Source organism: Salinivibrio sp. AR640 (assembly GCF_001995405.1).
In the GTDB taxonomy this organism is placed as follows: Bacteria; Pseudomonadota; Gammaproteobacteria; order Enterobacterales; family Vibrionaceae; genus Salinivibrio; species Salinivibrio costicola.
Window position 1 is genome coordinate 63345 of the sequence record NZ_MUFD01000011.1, and the last position, 23388, is coordinate 86732.

Here is a 23388-nt window from a genome sequence, read left to right on the forward strand (position 1 = left end):
TGGCGTTCAACCGTGACTCAGTGCTGCGCGCCGCACTGAGTGGGTGCGTCATTTAACAACAAAAAAGCCGGCGCGTGCCGGCTCTTTGTGTTTGTTACTGACGAGTCCCTAGGGTTTAGTCGTCATTCATAAAGCCAAGAATGCTCAGCATATGAACGAAGATGTTGAAGATGTTCAAGTACAGCGACACGGTGGCGCGGATGTAGTTGGTCTCGCCGCCATTAATGATGTTGCTGGTGTCATACAGAATAAAGGCTGAGAAAATTAGTACCGCGATGGTGCTAATTGCCAGGCTCAACGCTGGGATCTGCAAGAAAATATTCGCGACCATTGCCACTAATAGGGCAATCACACCGGCGACCAAGAAACCACCCATGAAAGAGAAGTCTTTCTTAGAGGTAATGGCATACGCCGATAGGCCTAGGAACACCATCCCTGTGGTGGCAAGCGCCTGCATCACAATGCCTGGGCCGCTAGAAAGGCTCAGGTAGTAAGTTAGGGTTGGGCCGAGTGAGGCACCCAGCAAGCCGGTGAAGACGAATGTCCACACAATACCGGCAGAAGAGTTCATGGTGCGTGGTAGCACAAAGAACACGATCGCCAACGCACCTAGGGTCATACCTAGCGACATCATTGGGCCGATGCCGACAGCGATAGCGATAAAGGCCGCGATAGCACTGGTGATCAGTGTCATCGATAGCAGTGCATACGTGTTACGTAGCACCTTGTTTGTAGATAACGCACTCTGCTGTGACTGGCTGTGCGAAACGATACGATCGTTCATAACGTTCTCCCGGTTGGGTTAACAATCCATTTTTATATACGACAGTTATGCGGGCAGTCGTTCACTTTTTCAAGCTGCCCACGTCCTTAATCTAAACCACGACTGGCTTTTATAGGGTTAATAATACCTTATCCGCGCCTAACACCGATGGTGAAGTTGTAAAGGGATGTTAACCCAGCCCTTGAAGCGCGAACAAGGTAAAGTTTGTTACATCAACCACTTCCACCAGACGAACACGGCCAAGAAACCAAATAAATAGACCAGCCCGGTGATTGCCAATGCGCGCATCGCCTTGCTCATGGTCACTTCGGGTGGTAAACGGTGCTTGGTCACCAAAATATAGTTCAATAGCGCGAAAAAGGGCGTGGTGACAAATGCCGCGACCATGGCAAAATCAAGCATGGTCAGCAGCGCCCCAGTCCAAAATGCTACGATAGTCAGTGCCAACACAGCGATCAGTACCATCCAGCCTTGTGTAACTGCGGGTTTTGCTTCTGCTTCTGTTTGCTCGCGTAATAACCGTTGCGATTCGGACACCACCCGCGCATAGCCATCGATTACCGTGATGGTGCTGCCGAAGATACAGAAAAAGGCGACCACCGCAATCAAATAACGTGACCACTCGCCAATGGTGGCGGCATACAAACTCACCAATTGATGAGAAAAGCCAATACCGGATTGTTTCAGTTCAACCCCGCTGCCGTGCAGAAGCAGGGCACCCAGTGATAAGAACACAATCGCCAATAGCGCGGTGCCAATGTAGCCGACGTTAAAATCAAACAGCGCCGCTTGGGCATTGATTGGCTCAGATTGCGCTTTGCGCTTGAGCCACACCGACGTAATACTAGAAATTTCAATCGGGGCGGGCATCCAACCCATGGTGACCACGATAAAGCCAATCGCTGCTACCGACCAAATCGACGGCGCATTAAAACTAGGCTCGACCGCGACTGGGTTACCGACCGCAACTGTAACCGCGACCAAAGTGGCGCAAGTTAGCGTTGCCATGATTACTTTAGCAAGCAGATCCAATGCCTTGTAGTGGCCAGCAATTAATATCACCAGGCAAGTGATCACAATAATGGTCGACAACACCGTTAGTGACAGATCAAACGGCACAAAATAGCTTAATAAGCTGGCGCTAAATAAGGTCAAGGCAGCGGTGTTAATAACACCAGACACGGCACTCAGTGCAACAAACAGCCACAAGTAAGGGCGGCCTAAGCGCGCATAGCCTTCTACCAGCGTTTCGCCAGTGCCTGCGGTATATTGTACGCCTGCTCGAAAAAAGGGGTATTTAAATAAGTTAACGAGCAGGATCAATGCTGCGAGCTGCCAGCCATAAATAGCACCGGCTTTGGTAGATGCAACAAGGTGAGATCCGCCTACTGCCGCCGCGGCCATCATTATCCCTGGCCCTAAAGCGCGTAGGCGTTGCATCACCGACAAGCTGGGCGCTGTCTGGTGCGAAGAGACGGTTTGCATGGTTGTTTCCTTTATAATAATTGCGTTGTTGTGTTTGCTTAATTTTATGATTTAACGCTATTGCTTTTATATTTTACGCGTAAGGCCGATTTTTATCGTTTTGCCTTCAGTGTTTTTGTCAATAGCTACCCATGAATAGCATATGAGTTAAACGTGTCAACCAGTCTTGCCATATTTATTCAGCATAGGCGTCACGCTGGGTGCGAATGACCAACACCGCTAACCTGACATAAATATAAAGCGATAAACATCCGACCATTGTCTGAGAGAGAAGACAGCGCCGGAAAAGATCTTAGCAGGGTGCAATCAGGGCTGAATAAGTGTGATCTAAGATCAAATTCTGCTGGAAATGAGACTCCAATCACAATAGAATGCTCGCCCAACATGCGCTCTTTGCTCAGTGATAGGCAAAGAGTGGCTGTGTCGCGATTCGCGGCTGAAGAAAAAGCGTCCAAGGTAGGGCCCACCTTCACCGAACCCGCGGTACGATGTAACGCATGATGGAACCTCTTGCCTCCCCGGCAGCGTGTCGTACTCATCCGTACCGCAAGTGCAATACAACACGGCAAGGTAATCTATTTATGCAACTCCTCTATAGTGCGGCAGGTCTCGTCGCTCTGGTTCTGTGCGCGTGCGCATTTTCCACTAACCGTAAAGCTATCAATTGGCGTACCGTGCTCGGCGCGTTTGGTTTGCAAGCCGGTTTCGCGGCGTTAGTGCTCTATATCCCCTTTGGGCAAGCCATGCTGGGCTCAATGAGCAATGGCGCGGCTAAGTTGTTATCGTTCGCCAACGAAGGCATCGAATTTGTATTTGGTCCGCTGGCCAATGACGGATTTATCTTCGCTGTTAAAGTTCTGCCGTTAATCATTTTTATCAGTGCGCTGATTTCTCTCCTTTATCATCTCGGCATTATGCAGTGGGTTATTAAATTGCTCGGCGGGGGCATACAGCGATTACTCGGCACCAGTCGAGCTGAATCGCTGGTAGCCACCAGTAACATCTTTCTTTCTCAGGGCGAATCTCCTTTGGTGGTTCGCCCTTTTCTTAGCAAAATGACTCGCTCAGAGCTATTTGCGGTGATGGTCGGCGGTATGGCCTCGGTGGCCGGTAGTGTGCTTGGCGGTTATGCCGCGATGGGTGTAGATTTAAAATACCTGATTGCGGCGAGCTTTATGGCGGCACCGGGTGGGCTATTGATGGCCAAAATCATCGTCCCAGAGACCGAAACACCGGCCGAGCAAAGCCAGGTTGAGATCAGCGATAGCGACCAAGCAAACGCGATTGATGCATTGGCTAGCGGTGCGATGAACGGCATGAAAGTCGCGGTTGCGGTCGGCACCATGCTGGTGGCCTTTATCAGTGTGATTGCGATGCTAAACGCCGGGCTGAGTAGTTTAGGGGAGCTGGTCGACATTGACGGCTTAAGCCTAGAAATGTTGTTTGGTTACCTATTCTCACCCCTGGCGCTGCTTACCGGTGTACCCGTGCATGAAGTGTTTGATGTCGGCAACCTCTTGGGACAGAAGATTGCGCTTAATGAGTTTGTCGCCTTCTTATCCTTTGCCGATATTAAAGCCAACCTGTCGGTGCAAAGCCAAGTGATTGTGACTTTTGCCTTGTGTGGCTTTGCCAATATCGGCTCGATTGCCATTCAACTTGGCTCGATTGGTGCCATGGTGCCAGAGCGCCGCAAAGATGTGGCAAGCTTAGGCGTGCGCGCGGTGATTGCTGCCACCTTTGCCAACCTAATGAGTGCGGCATTGGCGGGTATTTTTATCGCGCTATAAACATTGCGCAGTAAAGAGACTTAGTTAAAGTGTCTCAGTAAAAGCAGGGCGATTGGCGGCAAGCTAATCGCCTTTTGCTAACATATTCGCCAAGCTGATCACGGCTTGAGCGAACAGGCAAAAAGCGGTAAATAAAGGGTTTACAAGCCAAAGCGAACCCAATAATATACGCCGCGTTCCGGAGAGATGGCTGAGTGGTTGAAAGCACCGGTCTTGAAAACCGGCAAGGGTTAATAGCCCTTCTAGGGTTCAAATCCCTATCTCTCCGCCACATATAGAAAAGCCGCTGCTCAGTCAGCGGCTTTTTTGCGTTTATCCCCCCACAAACTCCCAAACCCTGACCGCGCCAACATTTTAGACGCCTTTGCCTAAACACACTGCCCAGCATCTGATAACCTAGCCCGCAAAAAATCGCCCTGTAAGGCCTTTTGGACGCCGCCAACCAGAGGGCGGTAGCGTGGGTGTTAAAGTAAATCCATTGGCGCTGAGGTGATTGTCACCTCGTTCCCACGCTCCTGCGTGGTAACGCGTTATGAGTTAGTTGGTACTGTTTCGGGATAATGTAAACGCTTCAACCATGATAGGCGGCATGCACACTTTCTCGGAAAAGAGACAGATCCTAGAGGCTCCAAATGTTTTTAATAACAGTGGGTTAGATAAGAAAAGCCGCGTATAACGATTTTGGGAAATCGCGCATGCGCATTAATACAATGTTATACGTTCATTGAGCATTGGAGAAAATATGAAGTCTGAAGAATTTGATAAATGTAGGCAATTCTTAGAAACAGCTATTTCCGAAAATCCTGAGAGCAATGGGTTTTTAGAGGCTTATGTTAAACTCATGGAACTGAAAAGCTCTTATGATAAAGAAACGGATAAAGCTTTAATTGAAAAAGAGATCAGGCAGGCAGAGTTTAATACTCAATACAATAGCACTGTTCACACTAACAATACTGAATACGGTAAATCTGTTTATCAAAACAATACTGATTTCAATATAGCAGCTAACAATAATCAAGCAGCAAGTTATCAACATAACCAAACCCAACAATGGGGTGCTGTAAATAATGCCATGAATAATGGATTTTTCCCTCCTCAAAGATAAGAACGCATAACAAGCGCATTAACGCAGACAAATAACGCTTGGCTTTTGTCGCTGCGCTCCTAGTTTAGCCAAGCATTATTTGCTCGTTATGCGGGCGTTATATTTTGGATATAAATTCGAGTATTTGATGAAGAAAAAGAACGATAGCTTTAAGATAATTCATAATAATCTTAGTAAGATACAACAGAGTATTGTGACTGCAATTGATGAGTCAAACTATGCTGAAGTAGAAGATCAATTTGATAAATTCCTAGTGGAATTTGTCAAGATAGGATCATATAACAAGGTCAGTTGGCCTGTCGCTCAAAGTCGAAAATGGTGGGGATTTTTTGAAGTATTAGGTAGGTATGAGCTAGCGAGTATGCTGTTGCCTAAAATCAAGGAGAAAATGGCAGAGAATATAGTTAGTGACATTGAGCCATTAGAGTTTGCATACATTGAACTATCATGGAATATCTCGAAAAGACCCTCTTTACATAAAGAAAAAGTTTTAAAACTGATAAACGACTTTCCCCATAACATTGAGTTTGCTCATACCGCAGCACATATATTATCGGAAGATAAAACAACAACTTTTGAGTCAATAAAGCTTTATCGCCGCTGTATCGAGGAGTGGGGCGGTCAACACAATACGCTGATATCTCATCTTTATAATGTTGAGATTAAAATATTCAAGGCAACGCTTGAAAACGGTGATTACTTTCACGCTGAAAAACAGCTGGATTTAATAATTAACTTTGAACCGTATAGCAAAAATGCTCTGTCTAACAATACTTCTCTTATGTATAAGGAGCGTCTTAGAGACAGGAAGTTTACGGAAGCCAGCATAAAGAAGTTAAAGAGAGAACTAACGGATGATATAAAAGGTGAATTGGAATCTCAAAGTAAGAAGAACATTGAACAGTTAGGCGTTTTTAGTGCAATCATTACTTTCATTATTACAGCAGCAGCGTCAGCTTTTAATAGTGAACACTCTATGACACCTGTAATATTGATAAGTATTGGACTTATATTGATCTTGTTTGTAGCATCAATGTCACTACTTAATTTTWAACCGAAAAAGCTTTATCTAGATTTTAGGTTTTACGTTTTAATAATTTTCTGTTTATTAACGTATTTTACAGTTAATAAAGTTGCGTCAGAAACTAGGCCAGTACAAACTACTACGGAATCTACGGAATCTACGGAATCTACGGAATCTACGGAATCTACGGAATCTACGGAATCTACGGAATCTACGGAATCTACCAAAATATAACAAATAAGAATAAGTGTCGCGCAGCCGACACTTCATTTGGGTGTTGAACAAGCCCGTTGCTTTATTAAGTAAATAGCTCGAATGCGCATAGGTAGGCGCTGCGTCTGGCACTTTTTTCAGCGCGAACGCAGCCAAGAAATAAGCGGATATATTGTTACTTAAAAAGTGATGCTTGGCGAAACAAACACCACAAAATAATTGAGTAGATATGGTTATCTCCGCTATTAAAGAGCGCACCTAAGTGTGGCAGATCTTCAAGAGGGGGAATCCATGTCATTCGTTATGTTTCAAGGAGAAAAAAATTGAAAGAAGTCGTTCTTGGAAAAAGTCTAGACAGAGACATGTCTCTCTGGAGATATATGTCAATAGATAAGTTTATCGATCTTCTGAGTAATCAAAAGCTATTCTTAACTCCATTGGCTTATTACCAATCGTCAGACCCCTTTGAAGGTTTTGTTCCAAAGGTGGCGTTTGAAGCCACTATGAAAATCTTTATCGATAGTATAGAAGAGGTTGAGGCGGCTGGTGCGGAGATCGAAAAGCTGCTACATGAGCGAGATTCATCACCTACAACAGAGCAACTCGAAACCATAGAAAACATGAAGGCGATGTCTAAGTCTCATCGTGAATCTCTGATTCCGTTAAACAACAAAATCTCCAAATCTACATGTGTCCAATGTTGGTATCACAGTGAGTCTGAATCAGAAGCTATGTGGAAATTGTATTCTGATAGTGGAAAGGGGATTGCAATTAAAACTAGTGTGGCTGCGCTGGTTGATTCCCTGAATGTTTGCAATCAAGACGTTCCTTTAAGGTTAGGTCGGGTTAAATACTTAGACTTTCTCAGTAACGAACTGACGCCAAAGGACTGTGTTATTGATGGTGCCACATCTCCATTGTTGAAGCGCAAAGAGTACGAACATGAAAATGAAGTACGTCTTTACTCTGTTCCTCAATTAATGACAGCAGAGCGATGGGAGTCTTATGAGCCAACACCTATACTAGTTAAAGTGGATGTATTCTCCTTAATTGAAAATATATACATATCACCTTATATAGGAGAGCCGTTCACCTCAAGCGTAAGGAAGGTATGTGAGTTACTTGGTGTTCCAAATGATAAAGTAATTAATTCAAAGCTTTTAGAAAACTATGAAAAAATGCTTGCTGGCTTCGTTAAAGTTTGAAACATAAAAACGAGCATGTCGTCAATCGTTAAATTTTGGCGAAATTTCTTTCCCACATCACGCCGTCTCTAAGCATCGAATTTAAGATCACTACCATCTTGCGCACACAGGCAATAATGGCGACTTTTTTCGGCTTTCCAGCGGCGACTAATCGGGTATACGTCGCTTTAAAAACAGGATTACATTGCATCGCAGACATCATCGCCATATACAACACGGTACGAACTTGAGCACGTCCACCTTGGATCTCCCGTTTGCCTTTATATCGCCCACTTTCTTTTGTCACGGGTGCAACACCAATGAGAGATGCCGCTTGTTTGTTAGTTATATAGCCCAGCTCAGGGACGTTACTGATGATAGATGCTGCCGCAATGCTGCCAATGCCAGGCACGCTTTGTAAGAGCGTATTTTTAGTCTGATATTCAGGGCATGCTTCAATCAACTTCANTGTCACGGGTGCAACACCAATGAGAGATGCCGCTTGTTTGTTAGTTATATAGCCCAGCTCAGGGACGTTACTGATGATAGATGCTGCCGCAATGCTGCCAATGCCAGGCACGCTTTGTAAGAGCGTATTTTTAGTCTGATATTCAGGGCATGCTTCAATCAACTTCACGAGTTTTTGTTCGATGTTGGTGATTTGATTTTTCATCGTAGTGAGCATGGGTTTGATGGTTGAATGCAAGGTTTTGGGCAGTATCTGCAAGCGGTTCTTTTCCATCGTTTGCATAGATAGGAGCTGGTTTCTCCTGATGACTAARTCACTCATTARACGTATATTTTCCGCCTTGATAATGGTGATTTCAGGCTTAATGGCGTCGCCATAATGTGCGATTAACTCAGCATCTAAGCGGTCATTTTTCGCTCTGCGGCCAATGGCGCCGGCGAAGCGTTTAATGTGCACAGGGTTGGCGCGTACGATGGGTAAATTGGCTTCAATACACGCGAGCACAAAGGGCATTTCTAATCGGCCAGTGGCTTCAATGATGATGCGCTCAGGCTGATATGGCTTGATGATTTTCAATGCATCTTTAATGCCTTTATCAGTGTTTGGCACAGAGAAKAAGTGYGCAGTTGGTCTGACGTARATGTCGAGTTGCGCTTTGCCGGTATCGACGCCGATGTAGAWGTTTTGATTGGATGCAGTATTCATAATAAGCTAACTCTTGTTTGCGTAATACGGGTTCGAGACCCAGTCGAGTATTCGAGTTTGGTGCTTGGAGTTCTAAGGTGCGTTCATGTTTGTTATCGGTCTCTCGACAGAGGAGCCAGCGTTCAATCGAACTGCACATTAGAAAGCTTTAGTTGCAGCTAAAGCCTGGGTCTCACTTTACCCAAATACGGGTGACTGAAAGGAATTAAAAAATGTATGAACTAGGGCAAGTATTAAAAATCCAATATACGGGATTTAAGCACTACGGAATCTATGTTGGTAATGGCACTATTATTCATAATTCAAAAAAATATCATCGTGTCGAAGAGATAGAATTAGAGGTGTTTTCTGATAACAGAAATGTACAAAAGAGTTCAATTAAAGCAGATAATCCCGCTTTAGCAGTTCAGACAGCACGAAAATATCTAGGTGTTCCTTACAATTTGTTTTCTGAAAATTGTGAGCACTTTGTACGAACGGCGTGTGGGCTGGAAAAAGAAAGTACTCAGGTACAGAAATACTTAATTTCTGCTGTTGGTGTCGGAGCTTTGCTCAAGTCTGATAACACAGTAGTTCAAGCTGCAGGAGGTTGTGCTGCGGTTGCATCTATGCTGACTCCTACTGAACAAAGTCCAGTAAAAAATGTAGCTGTAGCGACCTGTTTAGCTGCAGGTATTGCATTCCTAGCTTCAAAAAAGAGTTAATAAATATCCCATCAATAATTAAGTGTTGGTGAGTTTTGTATTTCCGGCGGCAATTAATTGGCTATATGCAGGTTTAAAGTGAAAAAATTAATGAAGTAACGTATCAGAGGGTTTTATGGGAAATAAGTTTTTTATGGTCATCCATCGTGTAAAGGTAGAAATGGTTCTTGGCGAGATAAATGCTACAAAAATTTTATTAGGCATGGGGTTCTATAATATTAAAGCTGGGATCTAAATATTGCGGTTTTCAAGAGAGAAATTTATTTCTATATTTAGCGTTGTTATAAAAAATAGATGGGTGCCTGATGTTCGATGAAATAAAAAATGTAGTTAAAGAAAGTGGGCTATTGAAAGCGATAGAGCAGGTTGAACTTGAGATCTCTACTGGTAAATTAGTAGAGAAAAAAGTAGATACGACTTTGATTGAAAAAAAAGAGTCTAATAACTTGGACTTTATAGGTAAAAGTCAGCGAACTCAATTTAAGAAAGGTAGACAAGCTAGTTTTTCATCTTATGAGGGTTACACAGAAGAAGAACAGTATGAACTCGTGGAAAAGGCTATAATGTGTGGTGTTGCTGACGCAATTTCTATGGCTCAAAAGCTAGGTGATTTTTGTTCTGAATTTAATGTTACGATTAAGTTTGATGATGAGAAACTCATTGAAGGGCGTGAAATGGATGAGTCTTTCTTGGAAATTGAAGGTGAAGTTTTAAACGAGGTTGCAAGATATGAAAAATAAAAAAAAGTTGCTGTCTGCTTTACAAAAGTATCTTGGTAATAGAAAAGTCGCAAATTTACTAAGTAACTCTAATTCTGACTTGTACGAAGCATACATATTTTCTATTGTGCTTCAAGCAGCCAAACTACAAGGGGCAAACGTATATTTTGAAGATGTTAAAGGGGGCATTACTAATAGCTTGCTATTTAGGACAAGCCCTGGGAATATATACTCAAAAGCAAAGCCCTACACTCATGCCGTAGTCGAGTTTCCGGACTTCAAAATCGTAGAAGTCCATATTGGAATTAAGGTTGCAGGTATGTCTGGAGTCACCCATGAAGCTGATGTTGCGATAATAGAGCGCTCAGAGGGTGAAACCTGTCGTTTGCAAAACGTCCACCCAAGACATACAAAATTGATCTTTGCCGCCGAGTGCAAGTACTATTTCACTAATCTAGGGATTAGCCTTGCCAGAACATTCTTAGGATTAGATAAAGAATTTAACTCCAAAAAGGTATTTTTTGTCTCCAATACGACATCAAGAAGTGTTGAGAAGGTGTTAAGCAAACATAGTCGTAATTGGGACAGGAATATTATTCCAAGGTTTAATAATGATACAAACAGACTGACTAGTCAATTTCRGGTTGTTTTTAGAGACTTCATCGCAAGTCGCACTTGAATAATCATGAAAAGATAATTGTAACCCAGATTAACTTGTTACTTTTTATTGGCCAAAAATTTCACTGTGTAGTCAGTGAGCGTTTTCTAAAGCTAACTGAATTTTTCAAAAATAAATTATATGTCAAAAGTCATTCTAAAAGGTTTTATTCTCGTTCCAAGCGCTGATCTTCAGGCTGTGACGCGAGAGCTTGTTAATCATGAAAAGTTGACGTTGGAAGAGCCGGGTTGCTTGATCTTTAAGGTTCAGCAACATTCGGAGGACCCGCTGCGATTTGATGTTTATGAAGAGTTTGTCGATCGCTCAGCTTTTGATAAGCACCAAGAGAGAGTTAAATCATCCTATTGGGGAGCGGTTACGCAAAATGTCACGCGTCACTACCAGATCATCGAGTAAAGCCTAGGTGTATATCATCGTTATGTAGCGCATATGGTCGTTAGAGTTTGAGAATACCCCATGCACCTGACTTTCCGTCCCATCAATCTTGAAAAAGATTTTGCTTATTGCGTAGCTGCACGTCGGGACGCTTTTGTGTGTAGCTTTGGCTCCGATGCGGGGTTTGAAGATTTTCTGGCTGGCTATTTTGAACGGGTGAGCGAACGCATGAGTCAGCCCGAATGGTTTTATCGGCATATCTTTGTCGATGGAGAATGGGCTGGGCAGCTTGAATTTCGCAGCACGTCACCGGAGCCTGAGACGGGTTATCTGCATCTCATCTACCTTGCACCTGCTTTTCGTGGTCGAGGGCTGGCCCCTTTGCTGCAGCGCTATATCGAAACCACCTTAACAAACGCGGGGTGCCGCCGAGCGTTGCTATCTGTAAGCCGTGATAACCATCGTGCGTTAGCCTTTTATCGCCAGCACGTCTGGGAATTTGTTCGCGCCAACCCCAAACATGCGAAGACCGATTTTTATCAGTGTTGGTTGCCAGCGTAGATACTTATTCGCGCCAATATGCGATTATGACGCGATAGAATGTTTCAGTAGGCGAGTGGTTTATGACGCTGATATGCCGGTCAAAAAGGCAGGGAAAACGCATGAAGATCCGCGCCACGCCTGGGCTAGCAACTTAATGACTAAGTTGCCACTTAGGGCTGAAAACCGTGCGTTATGCCATATTTATTAATTAAAATAAGTGAAAATAAAGGATCAATTTGTTGATCATTTTCAGTGCGATTTAATGGTCTCCTAACGTTTAGGAGATTAAAAATGACAGAAGATAAAAGTCCATTTATGCATTTCGTTTCCATTAGAGACATTCACCAAGAAGGTAAAGTTGAACATACGTTATCAGATATTATTTTGATAACGATTTGTGCGGTGTTGTCTGGTCATGATACCTGGAAAGGTATGAGTGATTATGGACGTAAGCAGCGTGATTTTTTATTACGCTTTGGCTTCTCAGGTAAAACATCACCCTCGGCAGATACGATTGCAAGAGTGATGGGAACCATCAGTACAAAAGCATTACAAAAMGCCTTCATAGAATGGATGAAATCGTGTCATGAATTAACGGAYGGTGAAGTMRTTGCCATTGATGGAAAAACACYGAGGGGTTCATATAAMCGAGCAACAGACCAAGCTSCGAYTCATATGGTTAATGCGTTCGCAACCGCAAATGGTGTATGCCTCGGACAGYCAAAAGTAAATAGTAAAACCAATGAGATYACTGAARTACCTAAGCTGCTGGAATTKCTCGAYATTTCTGGATGTTTRATTACTATAGATGCCATGGGTTGTCAGCGAAAAATCGCACAGAAAATCATTAATAAAAATGCCGATTATTTGCTCGCTGTTAAAGGAAAMCAAGGTAAGTTAGACAAAGCGTTTGATAATTATTACCGTCCTTCAATGCTTCAAAACTTTGATGGTGATAGCTACGCATCACAAGAGAAATCGCATGGACGTTTAGAAACATGATGTGCACTCATCAATGTCGATTTAAGTGTATTAGGTGATTTGGCTTATGATTGGCCTGAACTAAAAACGATGGACATCATGGTGAGTGTTCGACAAGAAGGAAAACACGCCGACGGATCCGATATTTCTGTGCGCTATTATATAAGTTCAAAAGCACTGACAGCGAAAGAGCTTCATGATGCCACTCGCTCGCACTGGTTAATTGAATAAATGCACTGGCAACTCGATGTTGGATTAAAAGAAGACGCATGCCGAATTAGGGTAGATGACCGAGCGGAAGTATTTGCACGAATAAGGCAGATGGTTTTGAATTTATTAAAGCAAGAGAAGAGTTTCAAAGCCGGCATTCAACGCAATCGAATGATGTGTGCGATGGACCAAGAGTACTTAGCGACCGTGCTGGGAAGCCTTTCATGACGCGGATGTTCATGCGTTTTCCGTGTGCTTCACTCTTATGAGATCTTTCATGACGAACCTGGGTTTAACTACCGTATGACTAATCTAAATGCAGCACTTGGTTGTGCTCAGATGGAAGTTATTGAGCAGTATCTAACACAAAAAAGACAACTAGCAGAAGGCTACAATGACTTTTTCAAAGGTACAGGTTTCACGTTTGTCACTGAGCCAGACTATGTGCAGTCTAACTACTGGCTAAATACAATCATTTATCCAAATAATACATCTCGTGATCAATTATTGGAACAAACTAATGCGGCAGGAGTTATGACTCGTCCTGTTTGGCAATTGATGCACCGCTTACCTATGTTCCAGAATGCGTTATGTGGTGACTTAATCCATTCCGAATTTATTGAAGCGCATGTGGTGAACATTCCAAGTATCCCCGTCGAGATAGTGAAAAATGACGCAATTGACGATTGATAATCTAGACCAAGACATCTATTACCAACGCGAGTATGCAGAGCTCTACACTGGCGAATCTGAGCTGTTTGAGTTTGTGTTCGCAGAGGCTGAGTATTCCGTGGTTTTTCGAGGTCTAAAGCGTCGTATTGAAAAAGTTGCTGGTCAGCCGATTGCAGGTGATGCACTGTATGATCTTGAAACGCCTTATGGGTACGGAGGTCCGCTCAGCACCTCATCCGATGCTGAGTTTTTGCAACGTGCTTTTGCTTCGTATCGCGAGCATTGTCAAAACGAAAACATTGTATGTGAATTTATTCGTTTCCACCCATTCAACCCATTAGGGAAGGAAGGTGGTCTGTTTGATATGCATTTTGAAGAGCGTCGTGTTGTCGTTGTCGACTTAGCACTGTCGCAGGAAGAGCGTCGCGCTCAATACTCGAAAACCACACGAAACATCGTCAAACGTGCGGCGAAGCGCTTAACCGCTGGGCCAATTGAAGGTGACATCAGTGCGTTTAAAGAGATGTACCACCAGACAATGACGAAGAACCAAGCAACGGATTTTTTCTACTTTGAAGAGTCTTATTTTGAGCAGTTATCTCGTATCTCTGGCGTTTCATTAATAGGCGCCCAATTAGATGAAGAGTACGCTTCTATCGGATACTTCATGTGTAGTGGTGAATTGGCGCATTATCATTTGTCTGCGAACAACAGCGAGCTCAACAAGGAAAATGGCAATTATCTTTTGCTGGATACCGCCTTCGACTACGCTAAAGCGCAAGGGTGCAAGTACATGATGTTGGGAGGAGGCCGAACCTCTTCACCCGATGACAGCTTGTTCAAATTTAAGAGCAAGTTCTCTTCGACACACTTACCGTTTTATATTGCGGGTTTAGACTTTCTGCCTGAAAAACGAAAAGAACTGAACGCCCTTTGGGTAGAAAAAAACGCAGAGTCAAAACCGCCAATACTCTTCCAGTTATATCGAGTCTAGAGGACATAACGATGGACAATACTTTTATTATTGCTGAAGCTGGGGTGAACCATAATGGTGATATCCGTTTGGCGAAAAAATTGATTGATGCGGCCGCAGAGGCTGGCGTAGATTCTATAAAATTCCAAACTTGGAAAACGGAATTACTGGTAACGCCAGCCGCTAAAATGGCTGAATATCAAGTTGATAATACGCAAAAAGAAGAGTCACAGTTCGACATGCTGAAGCGCTTGGAATTGAGCTATGACGACTTCACAAAGCTAAAGCAGTACTGTGATGATAAAGGCATCTTATTTTTGTCGACACCAGATGAAGAAGAGAGCGCGACCTTCCTAAACGCTGTTCAAGATACCTTCAAAATTGGCTCAGGTGAGCTGACTAATACCCCGTTTTTACGCCATATTGCACGTTTTGGTAAACCAGTAATTTTGTCAACTGGCATGGGGTATTTATCCGAAGTTGAGCATGCGTTGTTTGTCCTCCAAGACGAGGGATTAAGCTTAATGGATATCACGGTGTTGCACGCAACCACCGATTACCCGACCGCTCCAGAAGACGTTAACCTCCATGCGATGCAGACTATTGGTCGCGCATTCCCTGGTATCACGATAGGTTATTCGGACCACACTCTCGGTATCGAGATCCCTGTGGCTGCGGTAGCGATGGGCGCGAAAGTGATTGAAAAACACTTCACATTGGATAAAACAATGGAAGGGCCTGATCACAAAGCCAGCCTAGAGCCTGAAGAGTTAGCCGCTATGGTATCAGCGATCCGTAACGTAGAAACCGCGCTAGGCTCAGGTTGGAAAGTGCCGGTGACTGTCGAAAAAGTCAATCGTAAAGTGGTACGTAAGAGTATCGTAGCGGCGCAAACCATCGAAGAAGGCACGATCCTAACGGAAAGCATGCTTGAGATTAAACGTCCAGGTGATGGCATTTCTCCTACGCGTTGGGATGAAGTGGTCGGTAGCAAAGCGAAGAAACATTACCAAGAAGGGGAGCTGATCTAGTGAGAAAAATATGTGTCGTAACGGCGACTCGTGCGGAATACGGACTGCTTAAATGCTTGCTAGATGACATTGTTCAAGATGACCAGCTTGAATTGCAATTGGTTGTCACTGGTAGCCATTTGTCTCCTGAATTTGGTCTAACGGTGGAGCAGATTCAGCAAGACGGTGTCCATATCGATAAGCGAGTGGAGATCTTGCTCTCATCCGACACCCCTGTTGGGGTTAGCAAAAGCATGGGGCTGGCGCAAATCAGCTTTGCCGAAGTCTTTGACGAGTTGAATCCTGATGTTGTTCTGGTATTGGGTGACCGTTATGAGTTGATCCCAATTGTCTCGGCGGCCAATATTGCACGTATTTCTGTCGCCCACCTAAATGGTGGAGAGCTTACGGAAGGGGCGATTGATGAATTGATTCGTCATGCGCTGACCAAGCTATCCCAATTGCACTTCACGGCAATGGATGAATATACTCAACGCGTGATTCAAATGGGTGAGCAGCCTGCGAATGTCTTTACCGTTGGAGAAGTGGGGCTAGACAACATCTTACGTATGGAGCTGCTTTCCAAAGATGCCTTTGAAGCTTCCATTGAGGCATTCCTAGCTAAAAAGACGATCCTGTTTACCTACCACCCTGAAACGACTCAAACCGTCGAAGAGGTGGAGCACGACTTCAACCAAATCTTAGCTGCATTCTCGCAGTTGGAAGAGAGCTTAATCATCTTTACCAAGGCAAATGCGGACGTTGGGGGGCGCCAGATCAATCGCATGATTGATGACTACGTTGCTGAAAACTCAGAAAAAGCGATCGTATTTACGTCATTAGGGCGGTTGAGGTATCTCTCGGCGCTACAGCATGTGGATGTAGTGATTGGTAACTCTTCGAGTGGCATCGTCGAAGCACCTTCTTTCAAAGTCGCGACCGTGAACATCGGTGATCGCCAAAAAGGACGGGTCCAAGCAGAAAGTACCGTGAACGTCGACGTTGACACCACGGCTATCATTGAAGCTTTACAGTACGTACTCTCGGCGTCATTCCAAGAATCTTTAGCTTGTGTGGTGAATCCGTATGGTCAAGGCGATAGTTCTAAGCGTTTGGTTGAAGTGCTTAAAACGGTCGATTTATCCACGCTAAAGTCTAAGAAATTTTATGACATCAGCTTCTAAGATTAAGTCTATAGGTGGGGAGCAAGAGCTTGTTGCTCCCCTACATTATGGAGTCACCAATTCGGGGCGCTCCTCACTACGTTGGGCTCTGGCCTCTTTAGAGCTTGCAGGTAAAATGATCCTGTTGCCTGATTTTCTTTGCGAAATCATCACTGACGTGTTGCAAGAGCATCAGATAAAGACGATACCTTACGCTGTTAATAAAGATTTTTCTTTTTCTTTTTCTAAAGAAGTGGTGGAAGCGAGTGATGCGATTTACCTGATTCGATACTTTGGTATGAACACTACGGCGCTTTGCCGGGCGATTTGCGATGCTCAAAAGCCTTTGATCATCGATGACGTGTTTGGGATTGAGCCCCCCGTCATAGAGACGCAACAGCCTTGGTGCTACTTTAATAGTTTGAGAAAAATATCGCCCATTGCGGACTACAGCCAGTTGATATCAAACCAGCCTTTGGTGTCGATTCAGCTTGGATTTCTGCCTGAGTTTTCTCAAGCAAAATACCAAGCGAAAAGTCTTAAAGCTGACTGTCTTTTGCATGGTAAAGGTGAGGAACAAGCGTATTTGGCGCTTTTCAATCAGGGTGAATTGCTCCTCAATGCAACCAAAACCATTTTCCTACCAAGTGCGAAAAGCAGCGTATTAGTGAACGAGTTTTATCGTCAAGCATCCCTGGAGTGCGAACTTAGGCTGCAAAACCTAGCGACCGCGAAATCGATATTACCCGTTGAACTCTATGCTGATGCCCCGATAGACTTTCCAAGTTTTTTACCAATCTTGCTGCCTCAGAGAGATAAGGTAAGACATGGGTTAACGGCACACCAAATATTTTTAGCCGTTCACTGGCCTGAAGTGGAAGGGATGCCAAATTCGCTCAGTGATTCTATCTTATCACTCCCTCTTGACTCGCGTTATTCGTCAGAGGATATCGCCTTCGTATGTCATAGAATTTTGGAGTTGATGGATGAGATGTGAATTACAACTATGTTTAGCGCAAGAGAGTGACTTTGAAGCATTTCTGACTCTTAAGTCGGAGCCTGTGAATATTTTTTGGTCTGGATTTTCTGCATCTCCAGTTAAAGAAAAGCTTCAAAGACATTTTTATAACGCTTTAAACAGTGAAACGAGAGAAGTTTACCTGCTCAAGGAAGAAGGAGAGGTACTGGGTTATCTCTACATTGATCATTGTGATAAGACCTACGTGGCGGAGTTTGCTTATGGAGTATCTCAGCATCATGCGGGACGAGGGCTGGCAAAACGTATGATTGGTATGGGTTTATCGTTGTGTGAAGATAAATATACGACCCAAATTGCTTGGATTGCAGATATTAATATTATGTCTATAAAATGTGCAGAGTCGTTAGGTTTTTTACGCAGTACAGAATTCGAATATCGACAGTTGGAGCAATTCTCAGAACAAATTAAGTTCTACAAATACTGTCGCCACACATAATAAGGCAGCGTTATGAGCCATAATTGGGAAAAAATCTTAGTTTCTTCTTCAGATACTATCCGTTCGGTATTGCGAACCATAGATCAACAAGCCTTTAAGCTTGCACTGGTCGTTGATCGAGAAGATAAGTTACTTGGAACTGTCAGTGACGGTGATATTCGCAGGGCCATTTTGAGTGATGCTTCATTAAAAGATGAAGTGGCGACCGTGATGAATACCAACCCAACCACGGCTGATACCAGCATGACTCGTGAGAGTATTTTATCGCTGATGGAGAGAAGGGAGCTTCATTCAATCCCTGTTCTGAATAATCAGGTGGTCGTCGGGTTAGAAACTCTGCATGGCTTATTGCATAAGCCGCAATATGAAAACCCTGTCTTTTTGATGGCGGGAGGGTTTGGTACACGCCTGAAACCTCTGACAGACAACTGCCCAAAACCGCTCCTGAAAGTGGGTGAGCGGCCAATCTTGGAAACCGTGATCCTGAGCTTTATTCGCTCGGGCTTTACCAACTTTTATATCTCGACCCATTACTTGCCTGAAATGATTCAAAACACGATTGGAGACGGTTCTCGGTGGGGAGTGAAAATTCAGTATATTCATGAAGACACGCCATTAGGGACGGGGGGGGCTCTTGGGCTGTTACCTGAAGACTTGCCTGATTTGCCTGTGATTGTAATGAATGGAGACGTGTTGACAAAGATTAACTTCGAAGAAGTTCTCGCTTTCCATAATAGCAAGCAATCCAATGCGACTATGTGTGTGCGAGAGTTTGAGTATCAAGTGCCGTTTGGGGTCATAGAGGCAAAAGACCTAAAGATCACCGACATCGTTGAAAAACCAACGTATCGTTTTCATGTCAATGCGGGTATCTATGTCATTAACAAGTCACTTATTTCGCAAGTTAAAAAAGAAGAGTACCTAGATATGCCAACCTTATTTGAGTCGCATATCGGCAATGATGCTCATGTCTACCCTTTTCACGAATATTGGTTGGATATTGGCCGCATGGATGACTTCAAACGCGCGCAAGTTGATATTTTGACCTTAAGTCTTTAATAAGAATGAAAATACTAGCAATTGTGCCTGCGCGAGGTCGAAGTAAGCGCCTGCCGGGAAAAAACATCAAACGCTTACATGGAAAGCCATTGATCCAATGGGCGATTGAGTCGGCATCAGGCATCTCAGCAATCAGCCGTGTTATTGTCTCTACAGACTGTCCTGAAATTGCGGATATTGCGGCACAATCTGGGGCGGAAGTTCCATTTCTTCGTCCAGAAGAGTTAGCCAGTGATACCAGCTCTAGCACGGATATGATCAAACATGCATTGCGTCATTACGAAGCGCAAGATGAGCACTTTGACTACGTGCTCCTGCTTCAACCAACCTCGCCTATTCGCAACGCGCGGCATACTCAAGAGGCTATTGACTTGTTGAGAGAGAAACAAGCCGATGCTGTTGTATCGGTGTGTGAGTGTGATCACTCACCATTGTGGTCTGGTACGCTACCAGACGATCAGTCGATGGACGGTTTCATTCGGCCTGAACTGAAAAACACTCGCAGTCAGGATCTGCCCGATTACTTTCGCCTAAACGGGGCTATTTACATCACGAAGGTCTCGCGCTTCTTTGAAGAGAGTTCTTTATTCTTGTCATCTAATATCTATGCCTATGTTATGGATGGAGAAAGCTCTGTTGATATTGATCATGAGCTCGATTTCTTGTTGGCGGAAACGATTTTGAAATATAAGGACAATTATGAATAACGTACTAATTATCGGAGCTGGCCAACTGGGTAGTCGCCATTTACAGGGGGCGCTGGTCAGCAGCAAAGCCTTAAACCTGACTGTAGTGGACTCATCTGAAGCGTCACTTTCTGTTGCGCGTGAGCGAGCAGGACAGGTAGAGCAGGGCAATGAGCAGAGTCAGGTGACTTACCAAACAGAGATGCCAAGCCATCAATCGTTTGATGTGTGTTTGATCGCGACTGCAGCGCATGCTCGCGCACATGTAACAAAATATTTGTTGGCGACCAATACGGTTATCCACATCATTTTCGAAAAAGTCTTGTTCCAAGCGCTGGCGGATTATACCGAGATTGACGCGTTACTTGAAAGCAGTAAAACCACAGGCTGGGTAAACTGCCCTCGTCGTGTTTTCCCAACGTACATCGCTCTGAAAGAGACGCTTTCACCAGATACACCAATTCATATGGATGTATCTGGGCATGGCTGGGGTATGGCATGTAACAGTATCCACTTCCTCGATCTGTTTGCGTACTTATCGGGTCATTCAGAGCTGAAAGTGACCAAATCACAGCTAGATGACGCTTTGATTGAGAGTAAGCGTGCTGGCTTTTATGAAGTCACGGGCGAGATTGAGTTTAGTGCGGGGCCACACACAGTACGTGTTCACAGTGGCTTGGACACAACACCTTCACTGGATCTCGTACTGACACAAGGTACGGACAAGCATATCGTGAATGAAGTGGGTGGAACATGGCAGCATATCAGTTCAGAAGAAACGATGACTCACCCGCACGCGCCGCTTTACCAAAGTCAGCTGACAGGTCCAAGTATCGACGCACTGCTCGATGAAAGCCAGTGTGCTTTAACGCCATATAAAGAATCGAGTGAGATCCACTCGCCTTATATTGAAGCCTTGTTACAGCACATGTCTAAAGTGCTAAAGCGCGACCTCGATATTTGTCCAATTACCTAAAGTAGGAGTAATACATGATTTGGTTGGTAGGAGCAGGCTTAATGTCTGTGGACTATGCGAAAGTATTGGATGCACAGCAACGCGATTATATTGTGATTGGCCGTGGCCAATTGTCAGCAGATAAGTTTACGGCGAAAACAGGAAAAGAGGTCGTTGTTGGCGGCTTAACACAGTATGTGGCAAGCTCACCTGAAATCGCGACGCACGCTATTGTGAGTGTGGGGGTAGAGCAACTGTTTGAAACGACCAAGCTATTGATACAGTGTGGAGTCAAATCTATTCTAGTAGAGAAGCCAGGTGCTATTACGTTACCTAATATAAAATCGCTAGTAGAGTTAGCGAGCAGATTTAATGCAGATGTTTACATTGCTTACAACCGTAGGTTCTTCGCATCAGTCCTAGAATTGAAAAAACGTATACTTGCAGAAGGAGGTGTTAGGTCGTTCAACTTTGAGTTCACAGAATGGGCTCATGTGATTGGGAAGTTAGACAAGCCGAAAAGTGTTCTTGACAAATGGTTCCTAGCAAATTCTAGTCATGTAGCGGATTTAGCGTTTTTTCTTGGGGGTAAACCTAAAGAACTTTCAAGCTTTACAAAAGGCAATCTAACTTGGCACTCTTCTTCATCAGTTTTTGCTGGTGCTGGTTTGAGTGAGTTGGGCGCAGTATTTAGCTACTGTGCGAATTGGGAATCCGCAGGACGTTGGTCTGTAGAAGTGCTAACTTCTGAAAATCGCTATGTGCTCAGACCTATGGAAGTTTTACAGGTTCAGCAGCGCGGTACGATATCTCTTAATGATGTTGATATTAATGACAATCTGGATGTTGAATATAAACCCGGCTTATACAAGCAAACTAAAACATTTATTAGAGGAGATCGTTCAGATCTTTGTCGTCTAGAGGAACAACTTGAACTTTTTCCGCTCTATGAAAGAATGGCTGGCTACTAGTTTAAACTAAGATATGAATGAAAAGAAATATATCAGTTTTGATATTGATGGTGTATTAAACGATTATCCCTTATGTTGGTTGATTTATCTTAATAATTATTACTTAACAAACTATACTGACATTAAAAAGGCTAGGTTAGAACTTGGTGAAGAGAAGTATAAAAAAGCAAAATATTTATATCGAACCAGTGGGTACAAGCTTAATATCCCTTTTAATTTCGATGGCTTAGAGTTAGCTCTATTTCTTAAAAATCAGGGCTACCATATACTAGTTTCCACTTCAAGGCCTATATATAATCGGTATTATGGTGATTTGAAAAATCTTACATCTCAATGGTTGATAAAGAACAAATTTCCATATGATGAAATAGTTTTTAAAATGGATGAGTTAGTAGAAAGAAAACTATATGAAAGAATTCATCTTCACATAGACGATGAACTGTCATACGCGGAAAAAATGACGAAGCTTGGAGTGAAAAGCATTATCATCAGTAGAAATAAAGTCTTACGTAAAAACACAAATATATTTTACGAAAGTAGTCTGTTGGATGTAATAGATAATTGGAACAGATATAAATGATTTTTTTTTCAATATGTATACCTGCTACTAGGCGTCATAAAACAATATTTTCAACGTTAGTGTCTATCGCAAGGCAAACCACGAGAAATTTTGAGTGTATAGTTACGGTAGGTGAATTTGATAAAAAAACGATCAGTGAAATTGAGCGCTTTTTTTCATCTGATTTTTTTGAAAATAACCATTTTGACTATAAACTTATCACTGAAAGAGATAGTTATATTTCAGAATTAGAAGAGTGGAATGAGCCTGTAAAGTTAGCTAGAGGTAAATATATCGCAATGCTAGAAGGCGATGATGCTTACAGCACCGATTATTTAAAAATAGCTCACGATGTGCTTTCTCTGGACCCAAGTATTGGTTTGTATTGCTCTAGAAATCAAAACGGAGAAATTGATTTTCATGATGGAAAAACTGATTCGAAGTTAGCGAATAAAGCCATATATCAACTGAGATTTACTCCACCACCATCACAAACGATTTTTATACGGCTAGATGAAAAAAAACAGCCGTTTTATTATACAATAGACCAATATGTCTATTCTCCTGAAATTGAATTGTATAGAAATGTTACTCATTCCGGATTTAATGTATATAATGACAAAAAAAACTTAGTTATCAGACACATATCGACTAACCAAAATAAAGGTATCTTATGGTTTTATCATCAGGATGCATGTCATTTTGTCAATAAATTTAGGCATGAACATGATTTTATAAATGTCGTCAAAGCTAGTATAGCATTGAGATCTAGAATGTGGCTTGCCATAAAGAAGTCCTTAAAAAAAGGAAAACTCCCTGATCATAGATTATTGTTGGAAATGCTATCACTAGAAGTTTTTATGTACCTTTTAGGTAGAAAGTATAAATATGAAGT

At 43.2% G+C, this 23388-nt stretch carries 22 protein-coding genes, 1 tRNA gene and 4 pseudogenes; 23 read left to right on the forward strand and 4 right to left on the reverse strand.

All coding sequences use genetic code 11. The features are described from left to right. Positions 1 to 115 precede the first annotated feature (115 nt). Both BZG75_RS07605 and BZG75_RS07610 read right to left on the reverse strand, forming a co-directional pair. Complete coding sequence (locus tag BZG75_RS07605) at positions 116 to 784, reverse strand: Bax inhibitor-1/YccA family protein (protein WP_046073363.1); 669 nt, start codon at positions 782 to 784, stop codon at positions 116 to 118. 207 nt (positions 785 to 991) lie between these two features. Next, the gene (locus tag BZG75_RS07610; RefSeq protein ID WP_077576617.1) at positions 992 to 2269 is read right to left on the reverse strand and encodes an NRAMP family divalent metal transporter; all 1278 of its coding nucleotides are present in this window, start codon (positions 2267 to 2269) and stop codon (positions 992 to 994) included. 581 nt (positions 2270 to 2850) lie between these two features. Between BZG75_RS07610 and BZG75_RS07615 the strand changes: the two genes are divergently transcribed. The 5 genes from BZG75_RS07615 (at position 2851) to BZG75_RS07630 (ending at position 7606) form a co-directional block, all read left to right on the forward strand. Continuing rightward, on the forward strand, positions 2851 to 4059 hold the full coding sequence (locus BZG75_RS07615; protein WP_077461092.1) for a NupC/NupG family nucleoside CNT transporter: 1209 nt from the start codon (positions 2851 to 2853) through the stop codon (positions 4057 to 4059). Positions 4060 to 4239: 180 nt separating this feature from the next. After that, a tRNA-Ser gene (locus tag BZG75_RS07620) sits at positions 4240 to 4330 on the forward strand. A gap of 471 nt (positions 4331 to 4801) precedes the next feature. Beyond that, positions 4802 to 5164 carry a hypothetical protein gene (locus BZG75_RS07625; protein ID WP_077576618.1) on the forward strand — a complete coding sequence of 121 codons (363 nt, stop codon included), beginning with the start codon at positions 4802 to 4804 and terminating at the stop codon, positions 5162 to 5164. Positions 5165 to 5291: 127 nt separating this feature from the next. After that, a complete protein-coding gene (locus BZG75_RS15325; protein WP_158009970.1) occupies positions 5292 to 6422 on the forward strand; it encodes a hypothetical protein in 1131 nt (376 codons plus the stop codon). 302 nt (positions 6423 to 6724) lie between these two features. Beyond that, positions 6725 to 7606: a DUF2971 domain-containing protein gene (locus tag BZG75_RS07630; RefSeq protein WP_242413589.1), complete on the forward strand. Its 882-nt coding sequence runs from the start codon at positions 6725 to 6727 to the stop codon at positions 7604 to 7606. A 28-nt stretch (positions 7607 to 7634) separates the two neighbouring features. Here the strand turns inward: BZG75_RS07630 and BZG75_RS15670 are convergent. Next, positions 7635 to 7949, reverse strand: a pseudogene (locus BZG75_RS15670) (transposase); the annotation flags it as partial. Positions 7950 to 8066: 117 nt separating this feature from the next. Continuing rightward, positions 8067 to 8759, reverse strand: a pseudogene (locus BZG75_RS15675) (IS110 family transposase); the annotation flags it as partial. A gap of 212 nt (positions 8760 to 8971) precedes the next feature. Here BZG75_RS15675 and BZG75_RS07640 point away from each other — a divergent pair. The 18 genes and pseudogenes from BZG75_RS07640 to BZG75_RS07725 form a co-directional block, all read left to right on the forward strand. Beyond that, positions 8972 to 9463: a lecithin retinol acyltransferase family protein gene (locus BZG75_RS07640; protein ID WP_077576620.1), complete on the forward strand. Its 492-nt coding sequence runs from the start codon at positions 8972 to 8974 to the stop codon at positions 9461 to 9463. Between the two features lie 305 nt (positions 9464 to 9768). Further along, a complete protein-coding gene (locus BZG75_RS07645) occupies positions 9769 to 10203 on the forward strand; it encodes a hypothetical protein (RefSeq protein ID WP_077576621.1) in 435 nt (144 codons plus the stop codon). Then, positions 10193 to 10861 carry a hypothetical protein gene (locus BZG75_RS07650; RefSeq protein WP_077576622.1) on the forward strand — a complete coding sequence of 223 codons (669 nt, stop codon included), beginning with the start codon at positions 10193 to 10195 and terminating at the stop codon, positions 10859 to 10861. The genes BZG75_RS07645 and BZG75_RS07650 overlap by 11 nt, the downstream gene beginning before the upstream one ends. A gap of 120 nt (positions 10862 to 10981) precedes the next feature. After that, positions 10982 to 11257 carry a putative quinol monooxygenase gene (locus BZG75_RS07655; protein ID WP_077576623.1) on the forward strand — a complete coding sequence of 92 codons (276 nt, stop codon included), beginning with the start codon at positions 10982 to 10984 and terminating at the stop codon, positions 11255 to 11257. Positions 11258 to 11317: 60 nt separating this feature from the next. Then, positions 11318 to 11797, forward strand: a complete 480-nt coding sequence (locus BZG75_RS07660; RefSeq protein ID WP_077576624.1) for a GNAT family N-acetyltransferase — start codon at positions 11318 to 11320, stop codon at positions 11795 to 11797. Positions 11798 to 12070: 273 nt separating this feature from the next. After that, positions 12071 to 13198 (forward strand): annotated as a pseudogene (locus tag BZG75_RS07665) (ISAs1 family transposase). A 21-nt stretch (positions 13199 to 13219) separates the two neighbouring features. Then, positions 13220 to 13660 (forward strand): annotated as a pseudogene (locus BZG75_RS07670) (DegT/DnrJ/EryC1/StrS family aminotransferase); the annotation flags it as partial. Continuing rightward, positions 13641 to 14636, forward strand: coding sequence for a GNAT family N-acetyltransferase (locus BZG75_RS07675; RefSeq protein WP_077576626.1), 996 nt, complete (start codon positions 13641 to 13643; stop codon positions 14634 to 14636). The pseudogene BZG75_RS07670 and the gene BZG75_RS07675, both read left to right, overlap by 20 nt. Positions 14637 to 14647: 11 nt before the next feature. Next, positions 14648 to 15646: an N-acetylneuraminate synthase gene (gene neuB, locus BZG75_RS07680; RefSeq protein ID WP_077576627.1), complete on the forward strand. Its 999-nt coding sequence runs from the start codon at positions 14648 to 14650 to the stop codon at positions 15644 to 15646. Continuing rightward, a complete protein-coding gene (gene neuC, locus BZG75_RS07685) occupies positions 15646 to 16809 on the forward strand; it encodes a UDP-N-acetylglucosamine 2-epimerase (RefSeq protein ID WP_077576628.1) in 1164 nt (387 codons plus the stop codon). Before neuB ends, neuC begins: the two co-directional genes overlap by 1 nt. Then, complete coding sequence (locus tag BZG75_RS07690; RefSeq protein ID WP_077576629.1) at positions 16793 to 17785, forward strand: hypothetical protein; 993 nt, start codon at positions 16793 to 16795, stop codon at positions 17783 to 17785. Before neuC ends, BZG75_RS07690 begins: the two co-directional genes overlap by 17 nt. Further along, complete coding sequence (locus BZG75_RS07695) at positions 17775 to 18263, forward strand: GNAT family N-acetyltransferase (RefSeq protein ID WP_077576630.1); 489 nt, start codon at positions 17775 to 17777, stop codon at positions 18261 to 18263. Before BZG75_RS07690 ends, BZG75_RS07695 begins: the two co-directional genes overlap by 11 nt. Before the next feature lie 12 nt (positions 18264 to 18275). Continuing rightward, on the forward strand, positions 18276 to 19322 hold the full coding sequence (locus BZG75_RS07700; RefSeq protein WP_077576631.1) for a nucleotidyltransferase family protein: 1047 nt from the start codon (positions 18276 to 18278) through the stop codon (positions 19320 to 19322). Between the two features lie 5 nt (positions 19323 to 19327). Continuing rightward, a complete protein-coding gene (locus tag BZG75_RS07705) occupies positions 19328 to 20029 on the forward strand; it encodes an acylneuraminate cytidylyltransferase family protein (protein WP_077576632.1) in 702 nt (233 codons plus the stop codon). Then, complete coding sequence (locus tag BZG75_RS07710) at positions 20022 to 20984, forward strand: Gfo/Idh/MocA family oxidoreductase (RefSeq protein WP_077576633.1); 963 nt, start codon at positions 20022 to 20024, stop codon at positions 20982 to 20984. Before BZG75_RS07705 ends, BZG75_RS07710 begins: the two co-directional genes overlap by 8 nt. A gap of 14 nt (positions 20985 to 20998) precedes the next feature. Beyond that, a complete protein-coding gene (locus BZG75_RS07715; protein ID WP_077576634.1) occupies positions 20999 to 21934 on the forward strand; it encodes a myo-inositol 2-dehydrogenase in 936 nt (311 codons plus the stop codon). A gap of 13 nt (positions 21935 to 21947) precedes the next feature. Beyond that, on the forward strand, positions 21948 to 22514 hold the full coding sequence (locus BZG75_RS07720; protein ID WP_077576635.1) for a hypothetical protein: 567 nt from the start codon (positions 21948 to 21950) through the stop codon (positions 22512 to 22514). Further along, positions 22511 to 23388, forward strand: an 878-nt coding sequence (locus BZG75_RS07725) for a glycosyltransferase (RefSeq protein ID WP_131825137.1), incomplete at its 3' end; no start/stop codon positions are given. The genes BZG75_RS07720 and BZG75_RS07725, both read left to right, overlap by 4 nt.

Excerpts from the sequence above, each read along its gene's own strand:
- BZG75_RS07605 (WP_046073363.1), bottom strand. The coding sequence starts at position 784 with ATGAACGATCGTATCGTTTCGCACAGCCAGTCACAGCAGAGTGCGTTA.
- BZG75_RS07610 (WP_077576617.1), bottom strand. The coding sequence starts at position 2,269 with ATGCAAACCGTCTCTTCGCACCAGACAGCGCCCAGCTTGTCGGTGATG.
- BZG75_RS07615 (WP_077461092.1), top strand. The coding sequence starts at position 2,851 with ATGCAACTCCTCTATAGTGCGGCAGGTCTCGTCGCTCTGGTTCTGTGC.
- BZG75_RS07625 (WP_077576618.1), top strand. The coding sequence starts at position 4,802 with ATGAAGTCTGAAGAATTTGATAAATGTAGGCAATTCTTAGAAACAGCT.
- BZG75_RS07640 (WP_077576620.1), top strand. The coding sequence starts at position 8,972 with ATGTATGAACTAGGGCAAGTATTAAAAATCCAATATACGGGATTTAAG.
- BZG75_RS07645 (WP_077576621.1), top strand. The coding sequence starts at position 9,769 with ATGTTCGATGAAATAAAAAATGTAGTTAAAGAAAGTGGGCTATTGAAA.
- BZG75_RS07655 (WP_077576623.1), top strand. The coding sequence starts at position 10,982 with ATGTCAAAAGTCATTCTAAAAGGTTTTATTCTCGTTCCAAGCGCTGAT.
- BZG75_RS07660 (WP_077576624.1), top strand. The coding sequence starts at position 11,318 with ATGCACCTGACTTTCCGTCCCATCAATCTTGAAAAAGATTTTGCTTAT.
- BZG75_RS07675 (WP_077576626.1), top strand. The coding sequence starts at position 13,641 with ATGACGCAATTGACGATTGATAATCTAGACCAAGACATCTATTACCAA.
- neuB (WP_077576627.1), top strand. The coding sequence starts at position 14,648 with ATGGACAATACTTTTATTATTGCTGAAGCTGGGGTGAACCATAATGGT.
- BZG75_RS07690 (WP_077576629.1), top strand. The coding sequence starts at position 16,793 with ATGACATCAGCTTCTAAGATTAAGTCTATAGGTGGGGAGCAAGAGCTT.
- BZG75_RS07695 (WP_077576630.1), top strand. The coding sequence starts at position 17,775 with ATGAGATGTGAATTACAACTATGTTTAGCGCAAGAGAGTGACTTTGAA.
- BZG75_RS07700 (WP_077576631.1), top strand. The coding sequence starts at position 18,276 with ATGAGCCATAATTGGGAAAAAATCTTAGTTTCTTCTTCAGATACTATC.
- BZG75_RS07705 (WP_077576632.1), top strand. The coding sequence starts at position 19,328 with ATGAAAATACTAGCAATTGTGCCTGCGCGAGGTCGAAGTAAGCGCCTG.
- BZG75_RS07710 (WP_077576633.1), top strand. The coding sequence starts at position 20,022 with ATGAATAACGTACTAATTATCGGAGCTGGCCAACTGGGTAGTCGCCAT.
- BZG75_RS07715 (WP_077576634.1), top strand. The coding sequence starts at position 20,999 with ATGATTTGGTTGGTAGGAGCAGGCTTAATGTCTGTGGACTATGCGAAA.
- BZG75_RS07720 (WP_077576635.1), top strand. The coding sequence starts at position 21,948 with ATGAATGAAAAGAAATATATCAGTTTTGATATTGATGGTGTATTAAAC.